Below are 25700 nucleotides of genomic sequence, written 5' to 3'. Positions count from 1 at the left end.
AAGGGTGGGTCAGTCCGCACTCGCTGCGTTGCCCCAAAAGGCCCCATTGGGACCAGGTTCACACGGTGGCCGCCATATCCGCGGCAGTCGGCGGCTCCGCTCCGCTGCGGGAGACCGTGATCGACGCCGCTTTCGCCGCATAAGCAAGCGCTTCGGTCCACGCGTTCGCGTCGAGTGCGGCCAGGTCGCGCACGGTGCGCTCGTGCAGCCAGGCCAGCAACGCGCCCTGCACGGTGTCCCCGGCGCCGATCGTGTCCGCGACCGCGACCTTGCGGGACGGAACGTGGGCCAGCTCACCAGCCGAAGTGATCACAGACAGGCCGTCCGCGCCCCGGGTGAGCACGACGGCGTCCACACCGGACTCCACCCACGATTTCGCGGCGGCTACCGGGTCCGCCCCTTCGGCGAGCCACGCGGCGTCGTCGTCGGAGATTTTCAGCAACCGCACGTCCGGCAGCCACGACGCGAAGCGCGCGCGATAAGCCGCCGGGTCGGCGATGAGCGCCTCCCGGATGTTCGGGTCAAGCACCGTCAGGGTCCCACGCGCGGCTTCGCGGCGCAGAATTCGCTCGTACGCGCTCGCGCCGGGTTCGAGCACCATGCCGAGCGTTCCGAGCGACAGCGCGGTGGTTTCTTCTGGCAGCGCACCAGGATCGGAGACCAGCCGATCAGCGGTTCCCTCGACGTAGAAGGTGTACTGCGCGGCACCGCGTTCGTCGAGCGCGACGACGGCGAGTGTCGTTGGCTCGGCACCGCGCTGCAGCAACGAGGTGTCGACGTTCGAAGCGGAAAGGCGATCCGCCAACGCGACGCCGAACCGGTCAGTGGAAACCCGGGACAGGAACGACGCGGGAACGCCGAGCCGGGCCACGGCGAGCGCGACGTTGTACGGACCACCGCCGAGCCGGGGCAGCAACGCGCGCAACCCACCGTCCACAGTGGAATCCAACGGTTCGCCAGGAACGAGGTCGACCAGCGCCTCTCCACCCACCACGATCACAAGCGGCGAGTGTAGAGGAACCGGTGCTGACAATTCCTGTCCCGATGCGGACAAATCAGTTCTTGTCGAGCCCGCCGAGCAGAAGTTCGCCGAGCGCGGTGAACGCTTCCGCGTCGGACACGTCGGTGCGCCTGCCGAGCACCCCGGTTTGAATGCCCTCGATGATCAGTCCGGTCATTTCGGCCACGAGCCGCGCGTGCACGTCGCGGAACACCCCGTCGGCGACGCCCTTGTCGATGAACCCGCGGATCTGGCGCGCGGCGGCGCGGCTGTTGAGCTGATAGGTGTCGCGGGCGGGCGCGAACGCGGCGATGTCGGCCATGAACTCCGGCGACGCCCGGTTCAGGTGCTCAGAGACGCCGGAGAGGTACTCGCCGATCAGCTCGCGCGCGTCGTCGATGCCCGCGATCCGCTTTTCCAGGCGTTCGGCGGCGTCGCGGAAGAAGTGCGCGACGACCTTGACCGCGAGCTGCTCCTTGCTCGGTGCGAGCGCGTACAGCGTCGATTTCGAGCAGCGGAGCCGGGCGGCCAGATCGTCGAGCGTGAAGCCGGCGAAGCCCTCCGCCAGGAACAACGCCTCAAGCTCGCGCAGCAGCGCCTGCTGCCGCGCGGTGGGACGGCGACGGGCTTCAGGGGTGGACATCACGTCACTATCTCCTACCGATCAGAGACAGCCCCGCTCCGCATACGGTACTCTCAATCAGCCGTTAGTACTGTTTTCAGTACCAATGTCTGGGAGGAAGCCATGCCGGTCGACCGTCTGCTGCCGACGCCGGAGTCCGAGGAGCTGCTCGCGCTCGTCACGGAAATCGCCCGTGACGAGCTGAAACCCCGCGCTTCGGCCGACGAGGAAGCCGAGAATTTCCCGCGCGACCTGTTCACCCTGATCGGCAAGTCCGGTCTGCTGGGCCTGCCGTACTCGGAGCGCTGGGGCGGTGCCGAGCAGCCGTACGAGGTCTATCTGCAAGCGCTGGAGGAGATCGCCAGCGCGTGGATGAGTGTCGGCGTCGGGCTGTCCGTGCACACGATGTCCTGCTACGCGCTCGCGCACTACGGCGCGGAGGAACAGCAGGACCGCTGGCTGCCGGACATGCTGGGCGGCTCGCTGCTCGGCGCATACGCCCTGTCGGAAACGCACGCCGGCTCGGACGCGGCCGCGCTGTCCACCCGCGCGCGGCTTGCCGAGGACGAGTACGTCGTCAACGGCACGAAAGCGTGGATCACTCACGCCGGAGTCGCGGACTTCTACACGACGATGGTCCGCACGAGCGACGACGGCGGGCACGGCATCTCCTGCCTGCTTGTCGACTCGTCGACTCCGGGCCTGTCGGCCGCTCCGCGCGAGCGGAAAATGGGCCTCACCGGGTCGCCGACGGCGCAGATGCTGTTCGAGGACGCCCGGGTCCCGGCCGACCGGCTGATCGGCGGCGAGGGTTCCGGCCTGAAGATCGCACTGTCGTCGCTCAGCTCGGGACGGCTCGGGATCGCCGCGTGCGCGGTGGGCCTGGCGCAGGCGGCGCTGGACGAGGCGGTGGAGTACGCGAAGGGCCGCACCCAGTTCGGCCGCCCGATCGCGGACTTCCAGGGCTTGGAATTCCTGCTGGCGGACATGGCGGCGACGGTCGAATCCGCCCGCGCGACCTATCTGGACGCTGCCCGCCGCCGCGACCGCGGGCTGGACTTCCAGCGGCAGTCGTCGATCGCGAAGCTGGTGGCCACGGACGGCGCGATGAAGGTGACGACGGACGCGGTGCAGGTGCTCGGCGGCGCCGGGTACACGCGGGACTTCCCGGTGGAGCGGTACATGCGGGAGGCGAAGGTGCCGCAGATCTTCGAGGGGACGAACCAGATTCAGCGGATGGTGATCGCGCGTTCCCTGAAGAACGCCTAGTCACGCCGGTTGTCGTAAGCCTCGCGGGCGGCATGGACGCGGCTCGCGTTGGCTTTCGACCAGTCGGCGATCGCGCCGGTCAAGGCCCCGACGTCCCGGCCGAGATCAGTCAGCGCGTACTCCACGCGCGGCGGAATCGTCGGATAGATCGTGCGGGTGACCAGTCCGTCGCGTTCGAGATTGCGCAGCACCTGGGTAAGCGATTTCTGCGTGACTCCCTCGACACCGCGGCGCAGTTCGGTGAACCGCAGCGGCCGATCGCGGCACCGGAGCAGGCCGAGGGCGTAGAGCGTCCACTTGTTCGCCAGCACGTCCATCACGGTGCGCGACGGGCACGCTTTCGCATACTTGGTATCCATGGGGTACCTATAGATCGTCGAGGTGCCTTCTTCACCCAAGATACCGGTGGCGAGCAGGCTTTGTTGCATGATCTTGCTGACCGGAGCCACCGGAAAAATCGGGCGCGAGGCCGTCCGCCTGCTCGGACCTGTCCGCACGCTCGTCCGCACCCCGTCGGGCGGCGCCGACGAAGTGATCGGCGATTTCGACCGCCCGGACACTCTCGACGCGGCCCTGCGCGGGGTCGGCACCCTCCTGCTGATCGGACCCGCGGTGGCGTCCCAGACCACGGTGCTCGATCGCGCGGTCGCGCACGGGGTGCGGCACGTCGTGCGGGTCACCAACCACAAGGCTGGTGACGATTCGCCAGTCGCCCGGCGGCGGGAGCACGCGCGGATCGACGCGCATCTCAAGGCGTCCGGGATGGAGTACACGCTGCTCGCACCGAACTTCTTCATGCAGAATCTGCTGGCGCTCGCGCCGGAGATCGCCGGGACCGGCGGCTTTTCGGGGTCCGCGGGCGATGGCCGGATCGGGATGATCGACGCCCGGGACGTCGCGGCCGCGGCTGCCGCGATCGCGACGGCTCCGGCGGAGCATGCCGGGCGGACATATCTGCTGACCGGGCCGGAACTGGTCACGTTCGCCGATGTGGCACGTGAATGGGCCGCGGTGACGGGCCGTCCGGTGGAGTATCGGCGGATCTCGGCCGCGGAGCACCGGGCGGTGCTGGAGTCGAACGGGGTGCCGGAGGCGGGGTCGAATGCGCAGGTCTTCGAGTTGCTGGCGGAGGGGGACGGGGCTTGGCTGAGTGACGATTTCGCGATGGTGACCGGGGGTGCGCCGCGGGGGTTGCGGGCTTTTCTGGCGGACCGCGTTGGCGGAAAGTGTCGTACCCCTCGCTTACCGTGAGCAGCATGGACACCAGGACACTTCCGCGGCAACTGCTCTCGATCAAGGAATATCTCGCGCTCGGCGAGGTCGAGCCGGGATTCACCGAACTCGTCGAAGGCCGTCTGGTCTTCTCGCCGTCCCCGGGCCCACGGCATAACCACGCGACGTACGCGCTCGCCTTCCAACTGCATGATCAGCTGCCGGACGAGTTTTCCGTGGTGCCGCGCGTCGATATCGATCTAGGGCTCGCACCGGACGGGGCACCAGGTTTTTCCCGGTGCCCCGATCTTCTGGTCACTACGTCCGCCGCGATCGCCCGGACTCCCGAGGAAGACGCCCTCCGCGCCGAAGACCTCGTCCTGGTGGTCGAAGTCGCGACGCCGGGTTCGAAACGCACCGACTGCGTCACGAAGCACAAGGAGTACTCCGACGCCGGAATCCCGTTCTACTGGATCCTCGACCTCGACGACCCGGTCTCCCTCGTCGCCTGCCACCGAGCGGGGGAATTCGGCTACCGAAACTCCCCCGCCGGCACGGGGAGATTTCGCACCGCCGAGCCGTTCCCGTTCGAACTGGACCTCGCCGCCCTGCTGGGTTGAGACGGCCGCCCCAGGCCGCCGCAACCCAGCGTTCAGCGAGCTTCCCGATACCGCCGATCCGCCGAAACGCCCTCGCCGGTCGTCTCGTCGAAGTGGTAGACCTCCTGGCCCCGCACGAACACCCGCATCGCGCGGTTCATCACGTCCAGCGGGTCGCCCGACCACACCACCACGTCAGCGTCCAGCCCGGGTGTCAGGGTGCCGATGCGGTCGTCGAGGCCGAGCATCTGCGCCGGGTGCAGCGTCAAGGACTTCAGCGCGGTCTCCGGGTCGAGGCCGTCCTTCACCGCCAACGCGGCTTGGTACACCAGGAAGTTGATGGGGATGACCGGGTGGTCGGTGGTGATCGCGATCTTCACCCCGGCCCGCGCGAGGATCCCGGCCGAGCGCAGGGTGCGGTTGCGCAGTTCCACCTTGGACTTCGTGGTGAACAGCGGGCCGAGGATCACCGGGATGTCCCGTTCGGCCAGCAGGTCCGCGATCAGGTGGCCTTCGGTGCCGTGGTTGATCACCAGTTTGTAGCCGAATTCGTCGGCGAGCCGGATCGCGGTCACCATGTCGTCGGCGCGGTGCACGTGCTGGTCCCAGTACAGCTCGCCGTCCAGGACCTTCGCCAGCGTTTCGTTGGTCAGGTCCGTTTCGAACGGCTTGCCCTCGGACCGCGTGTGGTCGCGCTTCTCCTGGTAATTGCGGGCCTTCGTGAACGCCTCGCGCAGGATCGCGGCCACGCCGAGCCTGGTCGAGGGCGTGACCTTCTTCTCTCCGTAAACCCTCTTCGGGTTCTCGCCCAGCGCGCTCTTCACACTCACCTGCTCGGCGAAGACCATGTCCAGAATGGACCGGCCCCACGTCTTCACGCCGATGGTCTGCCCGCCGATCGGGTTGCCCGACCCCGGCTTGATCACCACGCTCGTGACGCCGCCCGCCAGCGCGTCGTCGAAGCCCGGTTCGTACGGGTCGATCCCGTCGATCGCGCGGAAGCGGGCGCCGTTCGGGTCGGTCATTTCGTTGGTGTCGTTGCCCGCCCAGCCTTCGCCGTCCTCGTGGACGCCGAGGTGCGCGTGCGCGTCGATGAATCCCGGCAGTACCCAGCTGCCGGACGCGTCCACCAGTTCCGCGTTCTCCGGGACCTCGACGTCGGCCTCAGCCCCGACGTGAGTGATCCGGCCGTCTTCGATGAGCACAGTGCCGCCCTCGATCGGAGCGGCGCCGACGGGGACCACATAGCCCCCGACAATCGCCTTGTAAGCCATAGTTTGACACGCTAACGAACTCACCTGGGTTCGCGCATCCGGGGTTTTTCCAGGTGCACCAACTGATAGTCCGCCTCCGGCGACCGATGCGTCTCGCGGTAACCGAGCTTTCCGTACAAATACCGCGGTCCGGCCGAACGCTCGCCGGTGAACAGCCGGAACACCGTCACCTCCGCCGGGGTCGCCTCCTCCGCGGCCGTCAGCAGCGCGGTACCGAGTCCCTCGCCTTGGCGATCGGGTGCCACGACGAGCCGTCCGACCTCGCCGACCGGACCGTCCACTCGCATCCGCACGCTCGCCACGAGCCTGCCGCCGTCGCGGAAGCCCCAGACCGTGATCGACGGGTCGGCGATGGCCGCGCGCACGTCGTCGAGGGTGTCCAGCAACGGCGGCAGGTCGAAGTTCTGGTGCGCCCGCGCTTCGGTGAGGTACGCGGCCTGCTGCAAGGTCAACAGCTCGCCCGCGGCAGCGTCAGTCAGCAGCTCGAGTTTCACGGGACCCGGATTCCCCAGCTGCCCGTCCACGAGGTGGCCGGTTCCAGTTCGATCAGGTCGGTGCGGGTATTGAGCGCGTCCGCCGGGCAGGTCATCGGTTCGATCGCGACCGCGCGGCCGCGGCCGACCAGGTCGTCCGGCGTGAACACCTGCACCCAGCGGAAGTCCGGACCGGTCCAGACCACCAGCTGGCGGTCGCTGTGGGAGAGCACGTAGTGGTGGGTGCCGTCCGCGGCCAGTTCCAGTCCGCCGAACGCGGTGTCCAGGTCGACGCCTTCGAGCAGCTTGCCCTGCCGGAAGTCGTATTCGGTGCCCTCGACGTCCTGCTCATCGGCATAAGGCATCTGCTGATCCCCCTCGTACGGCCGGACGCGCGCGGCGGGCAGCGTGAGGGTCAGCTCGTCGGTCGGCGCGTCGCCGATCCGGAAGTACGGGTGGGTTCCGACGCCGACGCCGATCGGCTTCTCCCCCTCGTTGCGGATCTCGTGCGTGATCACGAGTTCGCGCGGCTGCAGGTCATAGGTGATGGTCGCGCGCAGCGGGACCGGCCAGCCGGGCTGAGCCTCGACGTCGATGGCGAGCGTGATGGACGTTTCGGCGTGCTCCAGCAGCTCCCATTCCCGGTGCCGGGTCAGGCCGTGGATGGCGTTGCCGCGCGCTTCCTCGGTGATCTCCAGCTGCTGCCGCACACCCTCGAACTCCCACTTGCCGCCCTTGGTCCGGTTCGGCCACGGCAGCAGCACCTGGCCGAGGCCCTTCGGCGGCTTCTCGTCCTCGGCGAACGTCTCGACGTAGGGCACTCCGCTGATCTCGAACGCGCGCAGTCCGGCACCGATCTCGGTGACGACGGCGCGCGCGTTGCCGCGGGTGATCTCGAACTGCTCTCCGGTGGGGTTCGCCATGGCGCTGAGGTTACCGATCGGCCGCGCCGCGCGGGCACGCCTCGAAACTAACTAGACCGGTCGTCATAGTTTGAGCTACCGTGGACACATGGTCAACCGCACCGACACCCGCCGCCGGATGCTCGAATCGGCGGCTGAGCTGTTTCGCACCCAGGGCTACCACGCCACCGGGATGACCCAGCTGGTGTCCGAAGGCCGGGCCCCGAAGGGTTCGCTGTACTTCCATTTCCCCGGCGGCAAGGAACAGCTGGCCGCCGAGGCGGTACAGCTTTCCGGGCAGCGACTGGCCGGGCAGTTCCGGGAAATCGCCGCTGCCGCACCGAATCCGGCTACCGCGATCGATCTCATCGTCACCGCACTCGCCACCGCACTGTCCGAATCGGACTATCGCTGTGGCTGTCCGATCGCGACTGTCGCATTGGAAGCCGCCGACAGCGAGCTAATCCGCGCCGCCTGCGATCAGGGCTACGAAGGCTGGCTGCGCGACATCTCCGCTTATTTCACCCGGTGCGGCCTCGCCGAGGATCGCGCCGCTTCGCTGGCGACGGTCGTGCTGTCCGCGATCGAAGGCGCGCTGCTGCTCGCGCGCACTCGGCGGGATACCGCGCCGCTGCAAGCCGTCGCCGCTCATCTGCACACCACTGTCGAACGGGAGTTCGCCTAATGCGCGTACACCACTTCAACTGCGGCACCATGCGTCCGATCGGCGGCAAGCTGGTCGACGGAAGACCCGGGCTGCTGCGCCGCGCCACCCTCGTGTGCCACTGCATGCTGGTCGAAACCGGCACCGGCTTGACCCTCATCGAAACCGGAATGGGGTCGCCCACCGTCACCGACGCCGCGCGCTGGCTCGGTCCGCGCTTCCTGCGCACGTCGAACCCGGTGACCGACGAGAAGGAAACCGCGCTGAGCCGCATCCGCGCGCTGGGCTTCGACCCGGCCGACGTCCGCGACATCGTCCTCACCCACCTCGACCTCGACCATGCCGGCGGCCTCGTCGACTTCCCGCAGGCCCGCGTGCACGTCTATGACAAGGAACTCGACGCCTACCGCGCCGGAAACCCGCGCTACCGCGACGTCCAGTTCCGGCACGGTCCACAGTGGAAGTCCTATGCGGACGCTGGGGACAGCTGGTTCGGCCTCGACGCGGTCCGCGAGCTGGACGGGGTCGAGGGCGTCGCGCTGGTGCCGCTCGCCGGGCACACCGCCGGACACGCCGGGGTGGCCGTCGACACCGGGTCCGGCTGGGTGCTCAACGCGGGCGATGCGTATTTCTTCCACCGCGAGATCGACGCCGAGCCCTATTGCCCGCCCGGATTGGCTATGTTCGAACGGCGGGTCCAGACGCTGCCCGGGCCGCGGCGCGAGAACCAGCGCCGGTTGCGCGAGCTGCGCCGGGACCACGCCGACGAGGTGACCGTGTTCGCCTCGCACGACCTGACCGATTTCGTCCGGCTCAGCGAGAGGAGCACGGTATGAAGGTGCACCACCTGAACTGCGGCACGATGCGCCCGCTCGGCGGCAAGGCGCTCGACGGCCGGCCCGGAATGCTGCGGCGCAGCACGATCGTGGCGCACTGCCTGCTCGTGGAGACCGCCGATGCGCTCGTGCTGGTCGACACCGGGTTCGGCACCCGCGGCGTCACCGAATCGCGGCGCTGGCTCGGCGGTCCGTTCATGGCGATGGTCGGGGCGAAGCCGGCCATGGCGGAAACCGCCGTGGCGCAGATCCGGGCGCTGGGCCGCGATCCCGCCGACGTCCGGCACATTGTGATGACCCACCTCGACGTCGACCACGCCGGCGGTCTGGCCGATTTCCCCGACGCCACCGTGCATGTCCGCACCACCGAACGCCGCGCCGCGGACAGCCCGAAGAGCTTCCCGGAGAAAACGCGGTACCGGGCCGAGCAATTCGCGCACAGTCCACTGTGGAGCACCTACGACGAGGCCGGCGAGAAATGGTTCGGCTTCGACGCGGTGCGGCCGCTGCGCGGTCTGCCCCCGGAGATCCTGCTCGTCCCGCTGCCCGGCCACACGCATGGCCACTCCGGCGTCGCGGTCGACACCGGCGACGGCTGGCTCCTGCACGCCGGCGACGCGTACTTCTTCCACGGCGAAGTCGCCCCGGTGAGCCCGCGCTGCCCACCCGGCATGCGCGCATTCGAGGTGCTGAACCAGATGGACGGCTCCGCTCGCCGCGCCAACCTCGCCCGGCTGCAGGCTCTCGCCCGCCAACACCAGGACGAGGTCTCGGTGTTCAGCGCGCACAGCCCGGTCGAATTCCAGGCACTGCGGCGGAATACCTCGCAGCCCTCGCCGAGTTGAGTACCCGCGTGACGTGCATCCGGTACGTCGGCGGTCCGACCGCTGGCCCCGGCGAGATGGACGCGGTGCTGCTTTCCCATGACCAGCACCGGACCACCTGGACGCGGCCGGCGGAAGTACGCCCTCGATGCCCCGCTCGTCCTGTCCATCGCCTCGACGGCCTTTGCGTCACCGGAGTGCCCGCGCAGCACGGACCGGGTGGCAGCGAACGTCTCGTCGGCGAAGTCACCGGTTCCGTGCTCGAAAGCGAGAGCCAGCCGAGCGTTTACGTCAGCGGCGACAGCGCTTTTCTCGACGTAGTACGGCAGATCGACATCGCTGTCCTGTTCGCCGGGAGCGCACACTCCGCCGGTCGGCGACTACACCGCACGCTGCCCAGCGAGGGCGCGGCCGCACTTCGAGCATTGGGCGCATTTCACCCAGGGCCCGGACACGCTGCGACCGGCTTTCACGCAGGCCGGGCTCGCGGACCGGCCGCATCTGCTCAAGCCGGGAGAACAGGTCAGCTTCCAGTAAGCACGAACCCTCCGTCGACGGTGATCACCGCACCGGTGACGAAACTGTTCTCCATCAAGTACACATTGGTCGCTGCCACCTGGTCCGCCTCGCCGACCGATTTGGTCAGCGTTCGTTCGGTGAACGCGGCGACCATCGCGTCGAGCTGCGGCTGCGGAAGGCCGTCCCACATCGGCGTGTGGACCGGCCCCGGGCGGACCGTGTTGACCCGCACCGGGGCCAAGTCGACCGCCAGACCGCGCGCCAACCCCTCGACCGCGCCGACGGAACCGGCCGCGAGCGCCGCGCCGGGCGTCGGGCGGACGCCGATGATCCCGGATGTCAGCACGATCGAACCGCCCGGGCGGATCCGCGGCGCGGCGTGCTTCACCGCGCTGACGACGCCCCAATAACGGACGTAGAACCCGCTCTGCGCGTCTTCGAGCGACAGGTCAGCGAGCGGCCGCTGATGTGGCGCGTCACCTGCCGTGTAAACGAGATGGTCGAGCATGCCGACGTGCTCGAACAGGGCCGCAACGTTCGCGGCGTCGCGTACGTCGGTGACGAATCCTTCGCAGGTGTCCGGCAATTCGGCGAGCGCCGCGTCCAGTCGTTCCTTGCCGCTTGCCGCGATCGTGACGGACGCACCCGCCGCCGCTGCCGCCTGAGCGGTCGCCAATCCCATTCCCGAACTGCCGCCGATAACGACAACCCGCTGGTCACGTAAAGACATGAGCGATCCTTCCGGAGTTTGATGACTCAGTGAGACATCAACAGTAACAGTGATGACCCACTGAGTCATCACTGTTAAGATCACTGCATGCCGCGCTGGGATCCCGAAGCCAAGGAGCGGCTCCGCGCGGCCGCGCTGGAGCTGTTCGCCGAGCACGGCTACGAGAACGCCACAGTCACACAGATCACCGAGCGCGCCGGACTGACCCGGCGCACGTTCTCGCGCTACTTCGCGGACAAACGCGACGTGTTGTTCGCCGGGTCGGAACGACTCCCGGACGCGATGGCCGGCGCGGTCCGGCGCGCCGATGCGGCGCTTCCGCCGTTCCCAGCACTGCTGGCCGCGCTGGTCGACGTTGGCGATTTGTTCGCTGGCCTGGTTTCACATGCCGCGCAACGCCGGGCGATCATCGCGTCCAGCCCGGAACTGCAGGAACGCGAGCGCACGAAACTGGCGGCCGTCACCTCTGCCGTCGTCGAAGCACTGCAGGAACGAGGGGCGACTGAATCGAGCGCGAAGATGCTCGCCCAGGTCGGCATCGCGATCTTTCAAACCGCTTTCGAGCGATGGACCGAACAGCCCGAGGACACGGATTTCGCCGCCAAGGTGCGGGAGGCGGCAGCCGAACTCGCCGCCCATCTCACCCCGTGATCAGGCCTTCTCGCGGACCAGCGTCGAATCCTCCAATTCCGCTTCCGCGGCCTGCTTCGTCCGTCCGGTCATTCGCAGCACCAGGTATGCCACCACCAGCAGGACGAAGAACGGAATCCCGAACTTCCACGCCGGGTCGAGACCCTCGATCCAGAACGTCGAAATCAGCACGGTGGCAAGGAAAGCGATCACCACGACGTTCACCACTGGCGCACCCCACAACCGCACTGGCGAAGGCGGCAGCCCGGCGCGGCGACGGCGGATCCGGAATGCCAGGTGCGTCACCAGAATGATCATCCATACGACGAGCGCGGCGAAGATCGAAATGCCGAACAGCACGAGATACGCGTTGGAATCGGAATTCTTGGACAGGATGGTCGCGATCACCAAGCCCGCGGTGGACAGCACGAGCGCGTTGCGCGGCACTCCAGACCGGGTCAGCCGTCCGGCCAAGGACGGGGCGAATCGGTGTTCGGCAAGGGAATGCAACATGCGCGTGGTGAGATAGAGGTTGGTGTTCGCGCTCGACAACGCGGCGGTCAGGACCACGAAGTTCATGACCGTCGCCGCTGCCGGAACTCCAGCGGCCTGAAAGACGCGGACGAACGGGCTGGCCGTAATAGATCCGCCTTCGCCGGTGACCGTCCACGGCACCACCAGCACGACCACCAGCNACCACCAGCATTGCCGCGACATAGAAGATCGCCAGCCGCACCACCATTGCCCGAGCCGCGCGCGGGATGTCGCGAGTCGGGTTTTCGGATTCGGCCGCGGTCACCGAAACCACCTCGGTGCCGATGTAGCTGAACAGCACGAACACCATGGCCAGCAACAGGCCGGACACGCCGTTCGGCAGGAATCCGCCGCCCGCACTGAGGTTCGTGAGACCCGGCGCAGGAGCCTTCGGCAGGCCGAAGAAGACGAGGATCAGGCCGAGTGCGACGAACACCAGGATCGCGCACACCTTGATCATCGCGAACCAGTACTCGAACTCACCGAAAATGTGCACCGCCGCCCCGTTGACGACGATCACCAGCAGCGAGAACACCGCGACCGGCACCCACAGCGGAATCCGCGGCCACCAGAACTGGACATATACCCCGGCCGCGATCGTCTCGCCGCCGATCGCGATCACTTGCATGGCCCAGTACGCCCAGCGCACCACGAACCCGCTGCCCGCGCCGAGATACTTGTGCGCGATGCTGCCGAACGCGCCCGCGGCCGGATGCACCACCACCATTTCCGCCAGCGCCCAGGAAATCGCCAGGGCAACCAGTCCACAAAGGACGTAGGCGAGCACCACGGCCGGTCCCGCGTGCGAGATCGCCAGGCTCGATCCGAGGAACAGGCCGGTGCCGATGGCCCCGCCGATTCCGATCATCGTCAACTGCCTGCCGCGCAGCCTCCGCTGCAACCGGTTCGGGGACGGGGACTCGGCCATGTCTGCTCCCTACTGGCTCGCCCGGTACTCGGCGATCGCCGCGACGACGGCGTCGAGGTCGGACTCGACGTTGTAGTAGTGCAAGGACATCCGCAGCACGTCGCCGCGGGCACTGCACACGATCCGCCGCCCGGCGAGAAACGCCGCCAGCGCGTCGGGATCCCGGTCGGCCAAGGCGACGAGCGGACCGCGCCGCGCGTCCTCCAGCGGAGACCGGAGCTGTTCCCCGGCGTCGAGCAACCGCTGCTGCAGCTGCCCGGTCAGCCCGCCGATGTGGGCACGCACCCGATGCGCGTCCACCTGGCGCATCAGCTTCAGCCCGGCAACCGCGCCGTACGCGGACGGGATCGACGGCGTCCCGGTCTCGAAACGGCGGGCGTGCTCGGGATAGTCGAGGTGCCGCGGATCGAATTCGAACGGGTTCGTGCGGCCGAACCAGCCAGTCAGCGGCGGGGGAACCGCGTCGCGCAAGCCCGGCCGCACATAGAGGAACGCGATCCCAGAGATGCCGAGCAGGTATTTCAGGCTGCCGCTGACGAGGTAATCGCAGCCGAGTTCGGCGACGTCGACCGGCTCGACGCCGAGGCCCTGGTAAGCGTCGACAAAGCTTCGCGCGCCGTTTTCCCGGGCCAGTGCGGCAACTTCACGCACCGGGAAGCGCAACCCGTTGGCGTAGCTGACCAACGGAACGGAGACCAGTTGCGTCCGCTCGGTGACAAGCGCGGCGTAATCCTCGGTGTCGACCAGTCCGTCATGGTGCGCGACGAACCGAACGTCCGCGCCACGACCCTGCTGCGCGAGCCAAACATGGCCCAGCGAAGGGAATTCCAGGTCGGTCGTGACAATTCCCGGCCGCGCCGGCCATGCTTGGGTGGACGCGACCTGATACGCGCCCTCGGACGCGGACGGCACGACGGCGATGTCGTCCGCGTCCGCGCCGATCAGCCGGGCGAACAAAGCCCGCGCCTCGGCGACCTTCGCCATCCACTTGTCCCAGGGCGCCCCGTGCTCGCGGATCGTGTGCTGGAACTCGAAAAGCTCCGCGGTCAGCGCGTCCGAGAGCGCGCCCTGGCTGCAGCTCGCGAGGTGCACCGAGTCGGCGAAGGCGGGGAAATGCGCCCGGAAAGCGGCTGGGCTGGGCTGGTCGGTCACGACACTCCGTTCCTTGGCTGGCGGGCGACCGGTCCGTTCGCCACCGTAACGGCGCGAGCACCGTGCGTCGATGCTCCGGCTGGCGCCGGACGCCCTGGTCGAGGCTCCGCGTTCACCCTGACTGATCTCCGGCAGCTATTCCGTCAGTGCTGCTGAAACCGGTACTGTAGATATGGCCTTCCGCGCTGTCAACGACCGTCAAGGATCCGCAATAGCGCGCCCCGCGACCGAGAGGACGCACCGATGAGCACCCCCGCCGAAACCGGGGTCGACCAGCTCCTGGCCCAGCTGGCGCAGGGCCGGCTGCAGGTCGTCGACCTCACCAACAAGCTCAGTGCCGCCACCCCGACCCTGCGATTGCCCGAGCCGTTCGCGAACCTGATCGACTTCAGCCTCGAATCGGTCAGCGAGTTCGACGATTCCGGACCGCTGTGGCGGCACAACAACATCCACACCGGCGAGCACATCGGCACTCACCTCGACGCGCCGCGGCACTGGATCTCCAACCGCGACGGAGCGGACGTCGCGCAGCTGCCGGTCGGCAGGCTGATCGGTCCCGCGCACGTCCTCGACATCTCCGCGCGCGTCGCCCACGATCCGGACTTCCTGCTGGAGACCGACGACATCCGCGCCTGGGAAGCCGAGCACGGACCGTTGCGCGCGGGCGGCTGGCTGCTCGTGCACTCCGGGTGGGACCAGTACGCGCAAGATCGCGACGCGTTCCTCAATTTCTCCGACGGGGCCAGCCATACCCCCGGCATCTCGGCCGCCGCCGCGAAGTGGCTCGCCGAGGAAACGCCGATCGCCGGCTACGGCGTGGAAACTGTCGGCATCGACGCCGGAAACGGCTTCGCGCTCGACCCGCCGATGCCCGCGCACCACCACTTGCTCGGCGCGGACAAGTACGGCATTACTTCTTTGCAGAATCTGGGCTCGCTGCCGCCGGCCGGTGCGCTCGTCGTGGTTTGCCCGCTGCCGATCGTCGGCGGGACCGGCAGCCCGGCGCGAGTGCTCGCGGTGACCCCGGGAGTTCAGTCGTGAACGTTGCCCAAGCCGTCGGGATCGCGTTGGCGCGATTCGGCGTCCGCAAGGCGTTCGGCGTGGTGGGGAGCGGGAACTTCCACTTCACCAATGGCCTGATCCAGGGCGGGGCCGAGTTCGTCGCGGCCCGGCACGAGGGTGGCGCGACCACGATGGCCGACGCCTACGCACGGTGCGGCGGCGAGGTCGCCGCGGTGTCGGTGCACCAGGGCTGCGGGCTAAGCAACGCGACCACCGGAATCGGCGAGGCGGCGAAGAGCCGGACGCCGCTGATCGTCGTGACCGGCGAGGCGACGGATCCGCTGTCGAACTTTCACCTCGACCAGGACGCGCTGGCTCGGTCCGTGGGAGCGAGCAGCATTCTGGTGCGGTCAGCGAAAACCGCGCTGGCCGACGCACGGCGGGCGTTCGCTCAAGCTCGCCAGGACCGGCGGACCGTCCTTTTGCGACTCCCGTTGGAGGTTCAGGCCGAGCCGTTCGACGAAAGTCTCCTCGACGAGCTGACCGCGATCGAGGCGCTGCCGCAGCCGCGCGCCGCCGAGGCGGAGGTGAAGGCCCTCGCTTCCGTCCTGCAGCGAGCCGAGCGTCCAGTATTCCTTTGTGGACGCGGTTCTCGGGCCGCCCGGACCGAATTGGCCGCTTTGGCGGACCGTTGCGGAGCGTTGCTTGCCGAGGGTGCGGTCGCGAAAGGACTGTTCACTGGCGAGCCATGGGCAATCGGGGTGTCCGGCGGGTTTTCGTCTCCGCTGACGACCGAGCTGATCCAGGGCGCGGACGTCGTCGTCGGCTGGGGATCCGCGCTCAATGACTGGACCACCGCGCACGGACGGCTGCTCTCGCCGGAAACCACGCTGGTGCAGGTCGATCTGGAATCCGCCGCGCTGGGCCGGAACCGGCCGGTCGACCTCGGCATCGTCGGCGATGTCGGCGGCACGGCGCAAGCGGTCGCCGAACTGGTTGAAGTCCACAATGGATATCGCAGCGACGATCTTGAAGACCGGCTTTCCCGGGAGATCCGTTGGCGCGACAACGAACACGAGGACGCCGGGACCGCCGAGGTCATCGATCCGCGCACGTTGTCCGCCGCGCTGAACGAACTCATTCCGGCCAACCGGGTGGTCGGCGTCGATTCCGGCAACTTCATGGGCTACCCCACGATGTACCTGGACGTCCCGGACGAGAACGGGTTCTGCTTCACCCAGGCGTTCCAGTCGATCGGCCTCGGGCTGGCCACCGCGATCGGCGCGGCGCTCGCCCAGCCGGACCGCTTCCCGGTCGCGGCGTGCGGCGACGGCGGGTTCCTGATGAGCATCGCCGAACTGGAAACCGTCGTACGGCTGAAGCTGCCGATGCTCATCGTCGTCTACAACGACCACGCTTACGGTGCCGAGGTGTATTTCTTCGAGCCCGGCGGACATCCGGCCGACACGGTCACCTTCCCGGACACCGATATCGCCGCCATCGCACGCGGTTACGGCTGCGACGCGGTCACCGTCCGCGCCAAGGAAGACCTCGACGAAGTGGCGACGCGGGTCACTGCCGGGCTTGATCGTCCGCTGGTGGTCGACGCGAAGATCGCCGGGTTCAGCGCCTGGTGGCTCCAGGCCGCGATGACGCACCACTGAGCGCCCGCTTCACCAGGAGGTTCACCACCCACAACAGGAGACCGACGGCGAGCAGGATGCCGGCCACCTGGTAATCCTGCGCCGGGCGGCCGGACAGCGGGCTGACCAGGTACAGGCAGAACACCGCGGCCAGCACCGGCACCACGGTCGGCGCACGGAAGTGCTTGTGCGACACCTTGTCCTTGCGCAGCACCAAGAGCGCGATGTTGACGATGGCGAAGACCACGAGGAGCAGCAACGCGGTCGTCCCGCCGAGCGCGCTGATGTCCACAAAGGACACCAGGCCGATGGCGATGACGCTGGTGAAGATGATCGACACCCACGGCGTCCGGCGAGTCGGGTGCACGCGGCCGAACACTGGCGGCAGGACGCGTTCGTTCGCGAGGCCGTACAGCAGCCTGCTGGCCATCAGCATATTGATCAAGGCGGAATTGATCACCGCGAACAGGCCGATGGCGGAGAAGATCTCGCGCGGGAAGCCCGGCGCGCCGACATCGAGCACCTTCAGCAGCGCGTCGCTCTTCGCGCCGGCCAGCTCGGCGGCCGGGACCAGCAGCGACGACGTCACTGAGACGAGGACGTAGATCGTCGCGGCGATGACCATGCCCCACAGCATCGCGCGCGGGAAAATCCGTACCGGGTCATGGCATTCCTCGGCCATGTTCACCGAGTCCTCGAAGCCCACCATCGCGAAGAAAGCCAGCGACGTCGCCGAGGAGATGGCGACCAGCCACGTCTTGTCCGCGGTGTCGATCTCGACCAGCCGCGACGGTTCGCCGTCCCCGTTCAGCACCGCCCACACGCCGACGCCGATGATGATCAACAGCCCGGACAGTTCGATGCAGGTGAGGACGACGTTGGCCTTCACCGATTCGCCGACGCCACGGAAGTTGATCAACGCCAGCAGGAGCACGAACGCGATGCCGACCAGCACCGTCGGCAGCTTCACGAACGCCGCGAGATAGGTCGCGCCGAACGCCACCGCGGCCGACGACGCGGACGTGATCCCGGAGCACATCACCGCGAACGCGACCATGAAGGTCAGGAACGGCACCCCGAACGCCTTGTTCGTGTACAGCGCCGCGCCGGCCGCGCGCGGATACTTGCCGACCAGTTCGAGATAGCTGAACGCGGTCATGAAGGCGACCACGAACGCCAGCAGGAACGGCAGCCACAACGCGCCGCCGACGCGTCCGGCCACCTGCCCGGTCAGCGCGTACACGCCGGTGCCGATGATGTCCCCGACCACGAAGAACAGCAGCAGCTTCGGGCCCATGACCCGCAGCAATGCCGGTTCGGTGACCTTGGATGTGCCCTCGCTCACGTCCGTCATGGGCGGTTAGTGTGCCTTGTCCGGACGGGTACGGAAAGTCGGCCGGTCAGGCCTTGGCGACCGCCGTGTGCACGAGCGGGGTCATCATTTCCTTGGTCATCTTGACCGGTCCGGTGTAGTTGACCAGCACCGGGACCCCGTTGGACACCTTGGCCGCGGCGAGCGTGGCGGTCTTCTGCTCGTCGGTGTAGAAAACAGCGCCGTCCGCGAAGCCCGGCACGTCGACCGCGCCCGGCTTGGCCTTCTTGATCGCGGCGATCATGTCGGCGGGCTTGGCCTTGCGGCCCTCGTAGCGGGTCACCGCGAGCGCGCCGGCGGTCTTGCCTTCGACGACGTATTCGCAGCTCGTGGCCTTGCCGCCGTTGCTCGGATTGTCGTGGGCGGGGCCGGCTTTCGACGTGATGCCGGGGATCTTGATCGCCTTGCTGACGTCGTCGGACGGCAGCAAGGCGCAGGTGTCGGCGGCCTTGGCGGCGGGCGCGGACGAGGAGGCCGGGGCCTTGCTCGCGGGCGGCGGAGCGGGCGCGGCGGCTTTCTGCTCACCAGAAGAGCAGGCAGTGAGAACAGCGGCGGCGGAGATCAGCAGAGCGATCGGATATGCACGCATATCGGGCATGCTATTCCGAACGGAGTAACACTACTGTCAGTGGCCCTCTTCCACCGGAGCCCGATACCGCCAGAACCCGGGCAGAACGGCCAGCGAAGCCACCACCAGCACGATCACCAGCAGTCCGCCGCCGGTCGCCGCGACCCTGGTCCCCCACGCCGCGGCGGACCAGCCGTGCGTGAGGTCGGCGATCCGCGGTCCGCCCGCGACGACCACGGTGAACACGCCCTGAAGCCGTCCGCGCATCTCGTCAGTGGTGGCGGTCTGCAGGATCGCCTGCCGGTAGACCGAGCTGACCATGTCCGCCGCACCGCCGAGCGCCATGAAGAGCACGGCCAGCCACAGCGAATGCGCGAGCCCGAACGCCGCCATCGCCGCACCCCAGCAGCAGATCGCGAGGACGACCGCCGCACCCTGGCGCTGCACCCGGTGCAGCCAGCCGGAGAACAACCCGATCAGCATCGCGCCCGCGGGCAGCGCGGCGTAGAGCATGCCGAGCGCCGGACCGCCGCCGGGCGGATCGCCGAACGTCCGCTCGGCCATCTCCGGGATCAACGCGCGCGGCATGCCGGCGACCATCGCGATGATGTCCACGACGAACGACGCCAGCAGCACTTTCTGGTGGGCCAGATAACGGAATCCGTCGACGACCGAGCCGATGCCCGCCTTGCGCGTCCCCTCGCCGAGCGGCGGGATCGAGGGCAGCCGCCACACCGCGATCAGCGTGATCGCCAGCGCGCAGACGTCCACCAAGTACAAAGTGGACAATCCGATCACCGGGATCAGCGCCCCGCCGAACAGCGGCCCGAACACCGCGCCGAACGTGGACATCGTGGTGTTGAGCGCGTTCGCCGACGGCAAGAGCGGAGCAGGCACCAGGCGCGCGACGACCGCGCCGCGCGTGGGCATGTTGATCGCGAAAAACGCCTGGTTCGCGGCGAGCAGCCCGAGCACCAGCCACACCGAATTCATCCCGGCGAACGCCTGGAGCCACAGCAGCGCGGAGGTGACCGCGACGCCGACGTTGGTGACGAGCAGCAGCTTCCGCCGGTCGACCGCGTCCGCGATCGCCCCGCCCCACAGCCCGAACACGAGCAACGGAACGAGCGCGACCGCGCCGGTCAGCCCGACGTAACCGGACGATCCGGTGATATCGAAAACCTGCTTCGGCACCGCGACCGCGGTGAGCTGCGACCCGACCGCGGTCACCGCGGTGGACATCCACAGCCGCCGGAACGCCGGAATCTTGAGCGGACGAGTGTCGACGACGATCCGGCCGAGGAGCTTGCGAGCCCCGGTACGGGGCGGGCGTATCCCCGGTTCTGAAGTCACGAGCCATCAGCTTAGTTGTGCTAACGAAGCTGGCGCAGGTGATTTTCCCCGCAGGCTGGCGAGGGCGAGGTTGCCGACGGCCGGGGCTTGGCTGAAGACGGACTGGGCGGCGGCTGGTGGGCGGGGCGAAGCGCCCCAATGCCACAGTGAGTGCATCCCACGCACCCGATGTGGGGTTGGGTGCATCCCACACACCAAACACCGCATTCGCCGGACCGCCCAGCGCGATGCCGACTGCCTCGGCCAGAAGCCCACCGCATCCGCCCGTCCACCGCGCAGCAATCGGCCCAATGAGGTTTCTCAGTAGCTGGTGGGTGCAGTCTCGCTACAGCGATGCGCAGCACCGCCCGAACCGCGGGGCTCTCCGCTCCCATCGGCCAGGAACGACTTCGCGCGCACCTCGCCCATGCGCCCGCAGGGGTTTCGCCGCCTGCCGACGGCCCGCCACGAGCTGCCGAAAGGACTCCAGCGGGAGAAAAACCACCCGGCGCGTCTCCTCGGGCAGCGTGCTCGGCAAAGCACTGACGAGCACCGCTACCGCGAACCCGTCACACACCGCGCTACTGAGAAACCCCAAGGCCACGGTGGGACGCATCCCCGCCGACCCCAGCCCGCGAAAGCCAGCCCCGAAAAGAAACGCCGCCTCCAGGCCGAAGCCCAGAGGCGGCGTCCGAAGCAAGGAATCAGGGAGCCAACCGCTCCACGTGCCAGCCGTCGTGGGTGCGGTGGAAGCGGAGGCGATCGTGGAGGCGGTCTTCGCGGCCCTGCCAGAACTCGACGAAGTCCGGGCGGATGCGCCAGCCTCCCCAGTGCGGCGGGGCCGGGATCTGCTCGACGTCGGCGAAGCGGCGTTCAATGTTGCGCAGGGCGTTGTCGAGCGCGCGCCGTCCGTCGACCACTCGCGACTGCGGCGACGCCCACGCTCCCAGCTGCGACCCACGCGGGCGCTGGGCCCAGTAGGCAGCCGTCTCGTCGGCACTGACCTTCTCGACCTCGCCGCGGACCGTCACCTGGCGGTGCAGCGGATACCAGGGGAACGTGGCCGACGCGTAGCGCGTCGCCGTGAGGTCGTGGCTCTTCGCCGAAGTGTAGTTCGTGTAGAAAACCACTCCGCGTTCGTCGAAGCCCTTGCACAACACCGTGCGCGAGGAAGGCCGGCCTTCGGCGTCGGCGGTCGCGAGCACCATCGCGTTGGGTTCCGCGAGTGCTTCGGACACCGCCTGGCTCAGCCAGCTTTCCAGCTGGTCATGCCACGTGGCCGCGAGCGCCGACTCGTCGAACGGCGCGCTGTCGTAAGCCACCCGCATGCCAGGCAGCCGCACGACCGCCTCGTCGATCTCCGGTGTCATCCGGCCCAACCTCCGTTACCCCTGGTGAGGGTGTCGAATCACGGCTATCCAGCGACGGTATTGGGTCGCGGTGTCCCGGCGAAACCCACCGAACGGTGACTCCTGCCACGCCTGGCCGCCATCCGCTGTTCATCTGCTGGTCCGTGATCGATCCAGAGCTGTGGCCGTCACGACGTCCGGGGCCAGCGCGGTGGTCACCGTCCCGCCCGCGGCCAGCGGCGTTCGCGACCACCACGGGCCTGACTCCGCGGGACCGCACTCGCCGCCGAACTCGACCTCCGTCACCAGCACCCGCTGTCGGGCCAATACCGCGAGGCTCGCGTCCAAAAGCGCATCGCCGACGGTCTGCGTCTGCCGGAGTGCCGGGACTCCGCCGCAGGTCACGTGCACCGTGGTGGACAACCGCCCCGGACGTTCGCCTTCTCGGCCGAGGACGAGGACTTCGCGGGTGCGGAACCGGGCATCGGCGGCCAGGTCCGCGCGCAGTACTGCGACGTGCTCGGCGCGGGCGGTGACGACGGTCGGCTCCGGCAGGTACTCGAAGCAACCACCGTCCTCGACGATCACCTCCACAGTGGACCAGCTCGGTACCGCCCGCAGACCGGGCAAGGCGAGGGTCGCCGCGACGCCGGACAGCTTCAGTTCCGCACCTGCCCCGACGTGGACATCGAGCCGCAGCTCATCGCCGCCGAGCGGAGCGGTGGCCGAGTTGACCAGGTGCACCACCGCGCCGGGGCCGCGCCGGCGACGCGGGACGAGCGTCAGCGGTGCCATCGACTTCAGTTCTCGCAGCACCGTCCGCCCGTCGTCGAGGGCGGCGACCAGGCGTGCGTGTGCTTTCACCCCTGCCGGACCGGCACCAGCGAGCGCACCCAGTCCGCCACGGCGGGAGCGTCCGGAGTGTCCACTAGGGACTGGGTGAACACCGGCAGGTCGCCCCGCATGTGGTGGGCGTCCGAGGTCATCACGGTCAGATCGGCACCGACCAGCGGCGCAAGGTCGGTTTTGTTGATCACCAGCAGGTCGGCCGTCGTCACGCCGGGGCCGCCCTTGCGCGGCACCTTGTCCCCGCCCGCGACGTCGACCACGAAGATCTGGCTGTCGGCCAGCCCTCGGCTGAACACCGCGGTGAGGTTGTCGCCGCCGCTTTCCACGATGACCAGCTCCAGGCCGGGGAACTTCTCCTCCAGCCCTTCGACCGCGTCGAGGTTCGCGGTGATGTCGTCGCGGATCGCGGTGTGCGGGCAAGCTCCGGTCTGCACGGCCGCGATCCGTTCCGGGTCCAGCACGCCTGCCCGGCGCAGGAAGTCGGCGTCCTCGGTCGTGTAGATGTCGTTGGTGACCACGGCCAGATTCAGTTCTCCGCCGAGCGCGCGGCACAGCGCGGCGGTGAGTGCGGTCTTGCCGCTGCCGACCGGGCCGCCGATGCCGATCCGGTACGCGCGTCCGGCGGTCGGCACCGCGTCGTAGTGGTCCGGTTCGGCGGCGGTCGGGTCGAAGTTGACCGCGTGGAAGTGCCCGTGACCGTGTTCAGCTGGCAAAGAGACGCACCTCTTCCTGGTGATGCCGAGCATGTTCCTCGGCGAACAGATCCAGCGCCGGCGACGCTGGTGCTGGCAAATCGGCCGGATCGGCACCGGCGGTCTCGGCGGCCTGGCCGCTGACTTCGCGCAACGGTCCGGCAAGCCGCGCGACCACCGCGTTCACGGCGAACGGATCCAGCCCGAGCAGGCGAACCGCCGCACTCGCCGGACCGCTCACGGCGAGGTAAGCGACCGCCATGGCCGCGTCGAACGGGCTGCCGCCGCTGATGCCGACGAGCGCGCCGCTGATGATCGGATGGTGCGGGCGCGGGGTCTCGGTGAGCAACTGGGACAGCACCGGCGACGGCCACGCGGCACGTCCGGCTCGCGCCGTGCCCCGGCCTTGCGCTCGCGACGCTTCCCGTTGCGCGAGCGACGGCGTGCGGGCGTCGAGTTCCTGATCGAGCCGTCGCCAATGAACACTCTCGACGGCCCGCGCCGCGGCGTGCGCTGAGCCGGCGGCGAACGCGGCGGCGAGGAATCCCGCGGTACGCAACCGTCCGAAGAGGAATCCTGGCAAGTCTCGTTCGGACCGGACCAGTCCGCGCGCGGCCACCTCTTCGAGGCCGCCGGAATGCACGTGCCCGCCACCCGGGAACCGGGAGTCGGCGAGAATGAGCGCGACCGGGTCCATCAGAACAGGAAATACCGTTGCGCCATCGGCAATTCGGCCACCGGATGCGGTTCGATCAGTTCTCCGTCCACGCGTACCGCGAAGCTGTCCGGGTCCACTCGCACTTCCGGAGTCGCGTCGTTCAGCACCATGTCCGCTTTCGTCCGGCGGCGGGTGCTGGCGACCGGCACCAACGGCCGGGCGATGCGGAATTGTTCAGCCACACCGGAATCCAGCGCTTCCGGAGCCACGAAATGCAGACTGGACGCAGCCGCTACAGCGGGCGCGGCACCGAACATCGGCCTTGCCAGCACCGGTTGCGGCGTGGGAATCGAAGCGTTCGCGTCTCCCATCGCCGCCCACGCCGGGAAACCGCCCTTCAACACCACATGCGGGCGCACGCCGAAGAACTTCGGTTCCCACAACACCAGATCGGCGAGCTTGCCGACCTCCACCGAGCCGATCTCCGAGTCCATTCCGTGCGCGATCGCCGGGTTGATCGTGTACTTCGCGACGTAACGACGGGCACGCAGGTTGTCCGCGGCGCCATCGCCGGGAAGTGCGCCGCGGCGGCCTTTCATCACGTGCGCGGTCTGCCAGGTCCGGATGATCACCTCGCCGATCCGCCCCATCGCCTGCGAATCGGAACTCATCATCGAGATCGCCCCCAGGTCGTGCAGCACGTCCTCGGCGGCGATCGTGCTCGGCCGGATCCGGCTTTCCGCGAAGGCGAGATCCTCGGGCACCGACGGGTTCAGGTGGTGGCACACCATCAGCATGTCGAGGTGCTCGTCGAGAGTGTTGACGGTGTGCGGCCGGGTCGGATTCGTGGACGAGGGAAGGAAGTTCGCCATTCCGGACACCTCGATGATGTCCGGCGCGTGCCCGCCGCCAGCGCCCTCGGTGTGGTAGGCGTTGATCGACCGGCCGCCGATCGCCTCCACAGTGGACTCCAGAAACCCGGCCTCGTTGAGCGTGTCGGTGTGGATCGCGACCTGTACGCCGGATTCGTCGGCGACAGTGAGACAGGCGTCGATCGCGGCTGGCGTCGAACCCCAGTCCTCGTGCAGCTTGAACCCGCCCGCTCCGGCCGCCAACTGCTCCCGCAGCGCTTCATGCCGGACAGTGTTTCCCTTTCCCAGCAGTAACACATTCACCGGTTGTCCGTCCATTGCGGACAACATCCGGCCAAGATTCCAGGCACCGGGCGTCACCGTGGTCGCCTTGCTGCCCTCGTTCGGTCCGGTGCCGCCGCCGACCAAAGTGGTCAGTCCGGCCGCGAGCGCGGTGTCCACCAGTTGCGGGCAGACGAAATGCACGTGACAGTCGATGCCGCCCGCAGTGAGAATCTTCCCGTTGCCCGACAGCACCTCCGTGGCCGGGCCGATCACCAACGCTGGATCGACACCGTCCATAGTGTCTGGATTACCCGACTTCCCGATGCCGACGACGCGTCCGTCACGGACGCCGACGTCGGCCTTCACCACGCCCCAGTGATCGAGAATCACCGCGCCGGTGATCACCAGGTCCGGCGTTCCCTCGGCGCGGGTCGCCATGCCCTGGCCCATCGACTCGCGGATCACCTTCCCGCCGCCGAAAAGCACCTCGTCGCCGCTGCCGTCAGGACCGATCGACCGGTCCTCGGTCACCTCGATCAGCAGATCGGTGTCCGCGAGCCGGATCCGGTCCCCTGCGGTCGGGCCGAACAGCTCGGCGTAGCGGACACGGTCGATCTCCGGCATCAGAACTCCCCGGCATATTCGGCGCGCAGCCCCGGCACCCGCCGGTTTCCGCTGAGCGGAACCACATCGACTTCCCGATCAATGCCGGGTTCGAAGCGCACCGAGGTCCCGGCGGGCACGTCGAGCCGGTGCCCGCGGGCGGCTTCGCGGTCGAACTCCAGGCCGGGATTGACCGCGGCGAAGTGATAGTGCGAACCGACCTGCACCGGCCGGTCGCCGAGATTGCGCACACGCAGCCGGATCCGGGCGCGCCCCGGATTCAGCGGCACCGGCTCGTCGCCGGGAATGATCTCGCCTGGCCGCAAGA

The 25700-nt window shown here is 68.4% G+C and carries 27 protein-coding genes and 1 pseudogene; 9 read left to right on the top strand and 19 right to left on the bottom strand.

Features of this window, described 5'->3' with window-relative positions; genetic code table 11:
* Positions 1–58 precede the first annotated feature (58 nt).
* Both A4R44_RS00225 and A4R44_RS00220 read right to left on the bottom strand, forming a co-directional pair.
* Positions 59–1000: a carbohydrate kinase gene (locus A4R44_RS00225; RefSeq protein ID WP_067575241.1), complete on the bottom strand. Its 942-nt coding sequence runs from the start codon at positions 998–1000 to the stop codon at positions 59–61.
* 55 nt (positions 1001–1055) lie between these two features.
* Positions 1056–1643, bottom strand: a complete 588-nt coding sequence (locus A4R44_RS00220; protein WP_067576484.1) for a TetR/AcrR family transcriptional regulator — start codon at positions 1641–1643, stop codon at positions 1056–1058.
* 102 nt (positions 1644–1745) lie between these two features.
* Between A4R44_RS00220 and A4R44_RS00215 the strand changes: the two genes are divergently transcribed.
* On the top strand, positions 1746–2891 hold the full coding sequence (locus A4R44_RS00215; RefSeq protein WP_067575239.1) for an acyl-CoA dehydrogenase family protein: 1146 nt from the start codon (positions 1746–1748) through the stop codon (positions 2889–2891).
* Here A4R44_RS00215 and A4R44_RS00210 read toward each other — a convergent pair.
* Positions 2888–3250, bottom strand: a complete 363-nt coding sequence (locus A4R44_RS00210) for a helix-turn-helix domain-containing protein (protein WP_067575237.1) — start codon at positions 3248–3250, stop codon at positions 2888–2890. The two genes, A4R44_RS00215 and A4R44_RS00210, sit on opposite strands and share 4 nt — an antisense overlap.
* 67 nt (positions 3251–3317) lie before the next feature.
* Here A4R44_RS00210 and A4R44_RS00205 point away from each other — a divergent pair, with 67 nt between their 5' ends.
* Positions 3318–4142: an NmrA family NAD(P)-binding protein gene (locus A4R44_RS00205; protein ID WP_067575235.1), complete on the top strand. Its 825-nt coding sequence runs from the start codon at positions 3318–3320 to the stop codon at positions 4140–4142.
* Positions 4143–4147: 5 nt separating this feature from the next.
* Positions 4148–4723 carry a Uma2 family endonuclease gene (locus tag A4R44_RS00200; protein WP_067576483.1) on the top strand — a complete coding sequence of 192 codons (576 nt, stop codon included), beginning with the start codon at positions 4148–4150 and terminating at the stop codon, positions 4721–4723.
* Positions 4724–4755: 32 nt separating this feature from the next.
* Here the strand turns inward: A4R44_RS00200 and A4R44_RS00195 are convergent, their stop codons facing one another.
* The 3 genes from A4R44_RS00195 to A4R44_RS00185 are packed head-to-tail and all read right to left on the bottom strand — an operon-like array spanning position 4756 to position 7372.
* On the bottom strand, positions 4756–5976 hold the full coding sequence (locus A4R44_RS00195) for an amidohydrolase (RefSeq protein ID WP_067575233.1): 1221 nt from the start codon (positions 5974–5976) through the stop codon (positions 4756–4758).
* 20 nt (positions 5977–5996) lie between these two features.
* Positions 5997–6500: a GNAT family N-acetyltransferase gene (locus A4R44_RS00190; RefSeq protein WP_067575231.1), complete on the bottom strand. Its 504-nt coding sequence runs from the start codon at positions 6498–6500 to the stop codon at positions 5997–5999.
* Positions 6467–7372 (bottom strand): aldose 1-epimerase family protein, encoded by a 906-nt coding sequence (locus tag A4R44_RS00185; protein ID WP_067575229.1) that lies wholly within the window; start codon positions 7370–7372, stop codon positions 6467–6469. The genes A4R44_RS00190 and A4R44_RS00185 overlap by 34 nt, the downstream gene beginning before the upstream one ends.
* An 88-nt stretch (positions 7373–7460) precedes the next feature.
* Here A4R44_RS00185 and A4R44_RS00180 point away from each other — a divergent pair, with 88 nt between their 5' ends.
* Genes A4R44_RS00180 through A4R44_RS00170 form a run of 3 tightly spaced genes read left to right on the top strand, consistent with a single transcriptional unit; the run spans position 7461 to position 9696 of the window.
* On the top strand, positions 7461–8036 hold the full coding sequence (locus A4R44_RS00180; RefSeq protein ID WP_067575227.1) for a TetR/AcrR family transcriptional regulator: 576 nt from the start codon (positions 7461–7463) through the stop codon (positions 8034–8036).
* Positions 8036–8851, top strand: coding sequence for an MBL fold metallo-hydrolase (locus A4R44_RS00175; protein ID WP_067575225.1), 816 nt, complete (start codon positions 8036–8038; stop codon positions 8849–8851). Before A4R44_RS00180 ends, A4R44_RS00175 begins: the two co-directional genes overlap by 1 nt.
* Positions 8848–9696 (top strand): MBL fold metallo-hydrolase, encoded by an 849-nt coding sequence (locus tag A4R44_RS00170; RefSeq protein WP_067575224.1) that lies wholly within the window; start codon positions 8848–8850, stop codon positions 9694–9696. Before A4R44_RS00175 ends, A4R44_RS00170 begins: the two co-directional genes overlap by 4 nt.
* Positions 9697–10198: 502 nt before the next feature.
* Here A4R44_RS00170 and A4R44_RS00165 read toward each other — a convergent pair.
* On the bottom strand, positions 10199–10924 hold the full coding sequence (locus A4R44_RS00165; protein ID WP_067575222.1) for an SDR family oxidoreductase: 726 nt from the start codon (positions 10922–10924) through the stop codon (positions 10199–10201).
* A gap of 87 nt (positions 10925–11011) precedes the next feature.
* On the opposite strand from A4R44_RS00165, the gene A4R44_RS00160 reads away from it, so the two are divergent.
* Positions 11012–11575 carry a TetR family transcriptional regulator gene (locus tag A4R44_RS00160; protein WP_067575220.1) on the top strand — a complete coding sequence of 188 codons (564 nt, stop codon included), beginning with the start codon at positions 11012–11014 and terminating at the stop codon, positions 11573–11575.
* Here the strand turns inward: A4R44_RS00160 and A4R44_RS52120 are convergent, their stop codons facing one another.
* The 3 genes and pseudogenes from A4R44_RS52120 to A4R44_RS00150 form a co-directional block, all read right to left on the bottom strand.
* Positions 11576–12271 carry an amino acid permease gene (locus A4R44_RS52120; protein WP_369805815.1) on the bottom strand — a complete coding sequence of 232 codons (696 nt, stop codon included), beginning with the start codon at positions 12269–12271 and terminating at the stop codon, positions 11576–11578. It abuts the gene before it with no gap.
* A gap of 46 nt (positions 12272–12317) precedes the next feature.
* Positions 12318–12956 (bottom strand): annotated as a pseudogene (locus A4R44_RS52115) (amino acid permease); the annotation flags it as partial.
* Positions 12957–13025: 69 nt separating this feature from the next.
* Positions 13026–14168, bottom strand: coding sequence for an aminotransferase class V-fold PLP-dependent enzyme (locus A4R44_RS00150; RefSeq protein ID WP_067575218.1), 1143 nt, complete (start codon positions 14166–14168; stop codon positions 13026–13028).
* A 243-nt stretch (positions 14169–14411) separates the two neighbouring features.
* Here A4R44_RS00150 and A4R44_RS00145 point away from each other — a divergent pair, with 243 nt between their 5' ends.
* The gene (locus A4R44_RS00145; protein ID WP_067575216.1) at positions 14412–15209 is read left to right on the top strand and encodes a cyclase family protein; all 798 of its coding nucleotides are present in this window, start codon (positions 14412–14414) and stop codon (positions 15207–15209) included.
* Positions 15206–16834, top strand: coding sequence for a thiamine pyrophosphate-binding protein (locus tag A4R44_RS00140; RefSeq protein ID WP_067575214.1), 1629 nt, complete (start codon positions 15206–15208; stop codon positions 16832–16834). Before A4R44_RS00145 ends, A4R44_RS00140 begins: the two co-directional genes overlap by 4 nt.
* On the opposite strand, the gene A4R44_RS00135 is transcribed toward A4R44_RS00140, so the two are convergent.
* The 9 genes from A4R44_RS00135 to A4R44_RS00095 form a co-directional block, all read right to left on the bottom strand.
* Entirely contained in the window at positions 16794–18167 is a 1374-nt protein-coding gene (locus A4R44_RS00135) for an APC family permease (RefSeq protein ID WP_067575212.1), read from the bottom strand. The genes A4R44_RS00140 and A4R44_RS00135 overlap by 41 nt on opposite strands.
* 46 nt (positions 18168–18213) lie before the next feature.
* Complete coding sequence (locus A4R44_RS00130) at positions 18214–18774, bottom strand: DUF3558 domain-containing protein (protein WP_067575210.1); 561 nt, start codon at positions 18772–18774, stop codon at positions 18214–18216.
* Positions 18775–18810: 36 nt separating this feature from the next.
* The gene (locus A4R44_RS00125) at positions 18811–20106 is read right to left on the bottom strand and encodes an MFS transporter (protein ID WP_067575208.1); all 1296 of its coding nucleotides are present in this window, start codon (positions 20104–20106) and stop codon (positions 18811–18813) included.
* 683 nt (positions 20107–20789) lie between these two features.
* Positions 20790–21455: a pyridoxamine 5'-phosphate oxidase gene (pdxH, locus tag A4R44_RS00120; protein WP_067575206.1), complete on the bottom strand. Its 666-nt coding sequence runs from the start codon at positions 21453–21455 to the stop codon at positions 20790–20792.
* 129 nt (positions 21456–21584) lie between these two features.
* A complete protein-coding gene (locus A4R44_RS00115; protein ID WP_067575204.1) occupies positions 21585–22298 on the bottom strand; it encodes an urease accessory protein UreD in 714 nt (237 codons plus the stop codon).
* Complete coding sequence (ureG, locus tag A4R44_RS00110) at positions 22295–23029, bottom strand: urease accessory protein UreG (protein ID WP_198545128.1); 735 nt, start codon at positions 23027–23029, stop codon at positions 22295–22297. Before ureG ends, A4R44_RS00115 begins: the two co-directional genes overlap by 4 nt.
* Entirely contained in the window at positions 22986–23672 is a 687-nt protein-coding gene (locus A4R44_RS00105; protein ID WP_067575199.1) for an urease accessory protein UreF, read from the bottom strand. Before A4R44_RS00105 ends, ureG begins: the two co-directional genes overlap by 44 nt.
* Positions 23672–25393 (bottom strand): urease subunit alpha, encoded by a 1722-nt coding sequence (locus tag A4R44_RS00100; RefSeq protein ID WP_067575197.1) that lies wholly within the window; start codon positions 25391–25393, stop codon positions 23672–23674. Before A4R44_RS00100 ends, A4R44_RS00105 begins: the two co-directional genes overlap by 1 nt.
* Positions 25393–25698 carry an urease subunit beta gene (locus tag A4R44_RS00095; protein ID WP_067575195.1) on the bottom strand — a complete coding sequence of 102 codons (306 nt, stop codon included), beginning with the start codon at positions 25696–25698 and terminating at the stop codon, positions 25393–25395. The genes A4R44_RS00100 and A4R44_RS00095 overlap by 1 nt, the downstream gene beginning before the upstream one ends.
* Between the last annotated feature and the right edge of the window lie 2 nt (positions 25699–25700).

This window comes from Amycolatopsis sp. M39 (genome assembly GCF_001651785.1).
Classification (GTDB): domain Bacteria; phylum Actinomycetota; class Actinomycetes; order Mycobacteriales; family Pseudonocardiaceae; genus Amycolatopsis; species Amycolatopsis rubida.
This window is presented reverse-complemented; position numbering and strand designations above follow the sequence as displayed.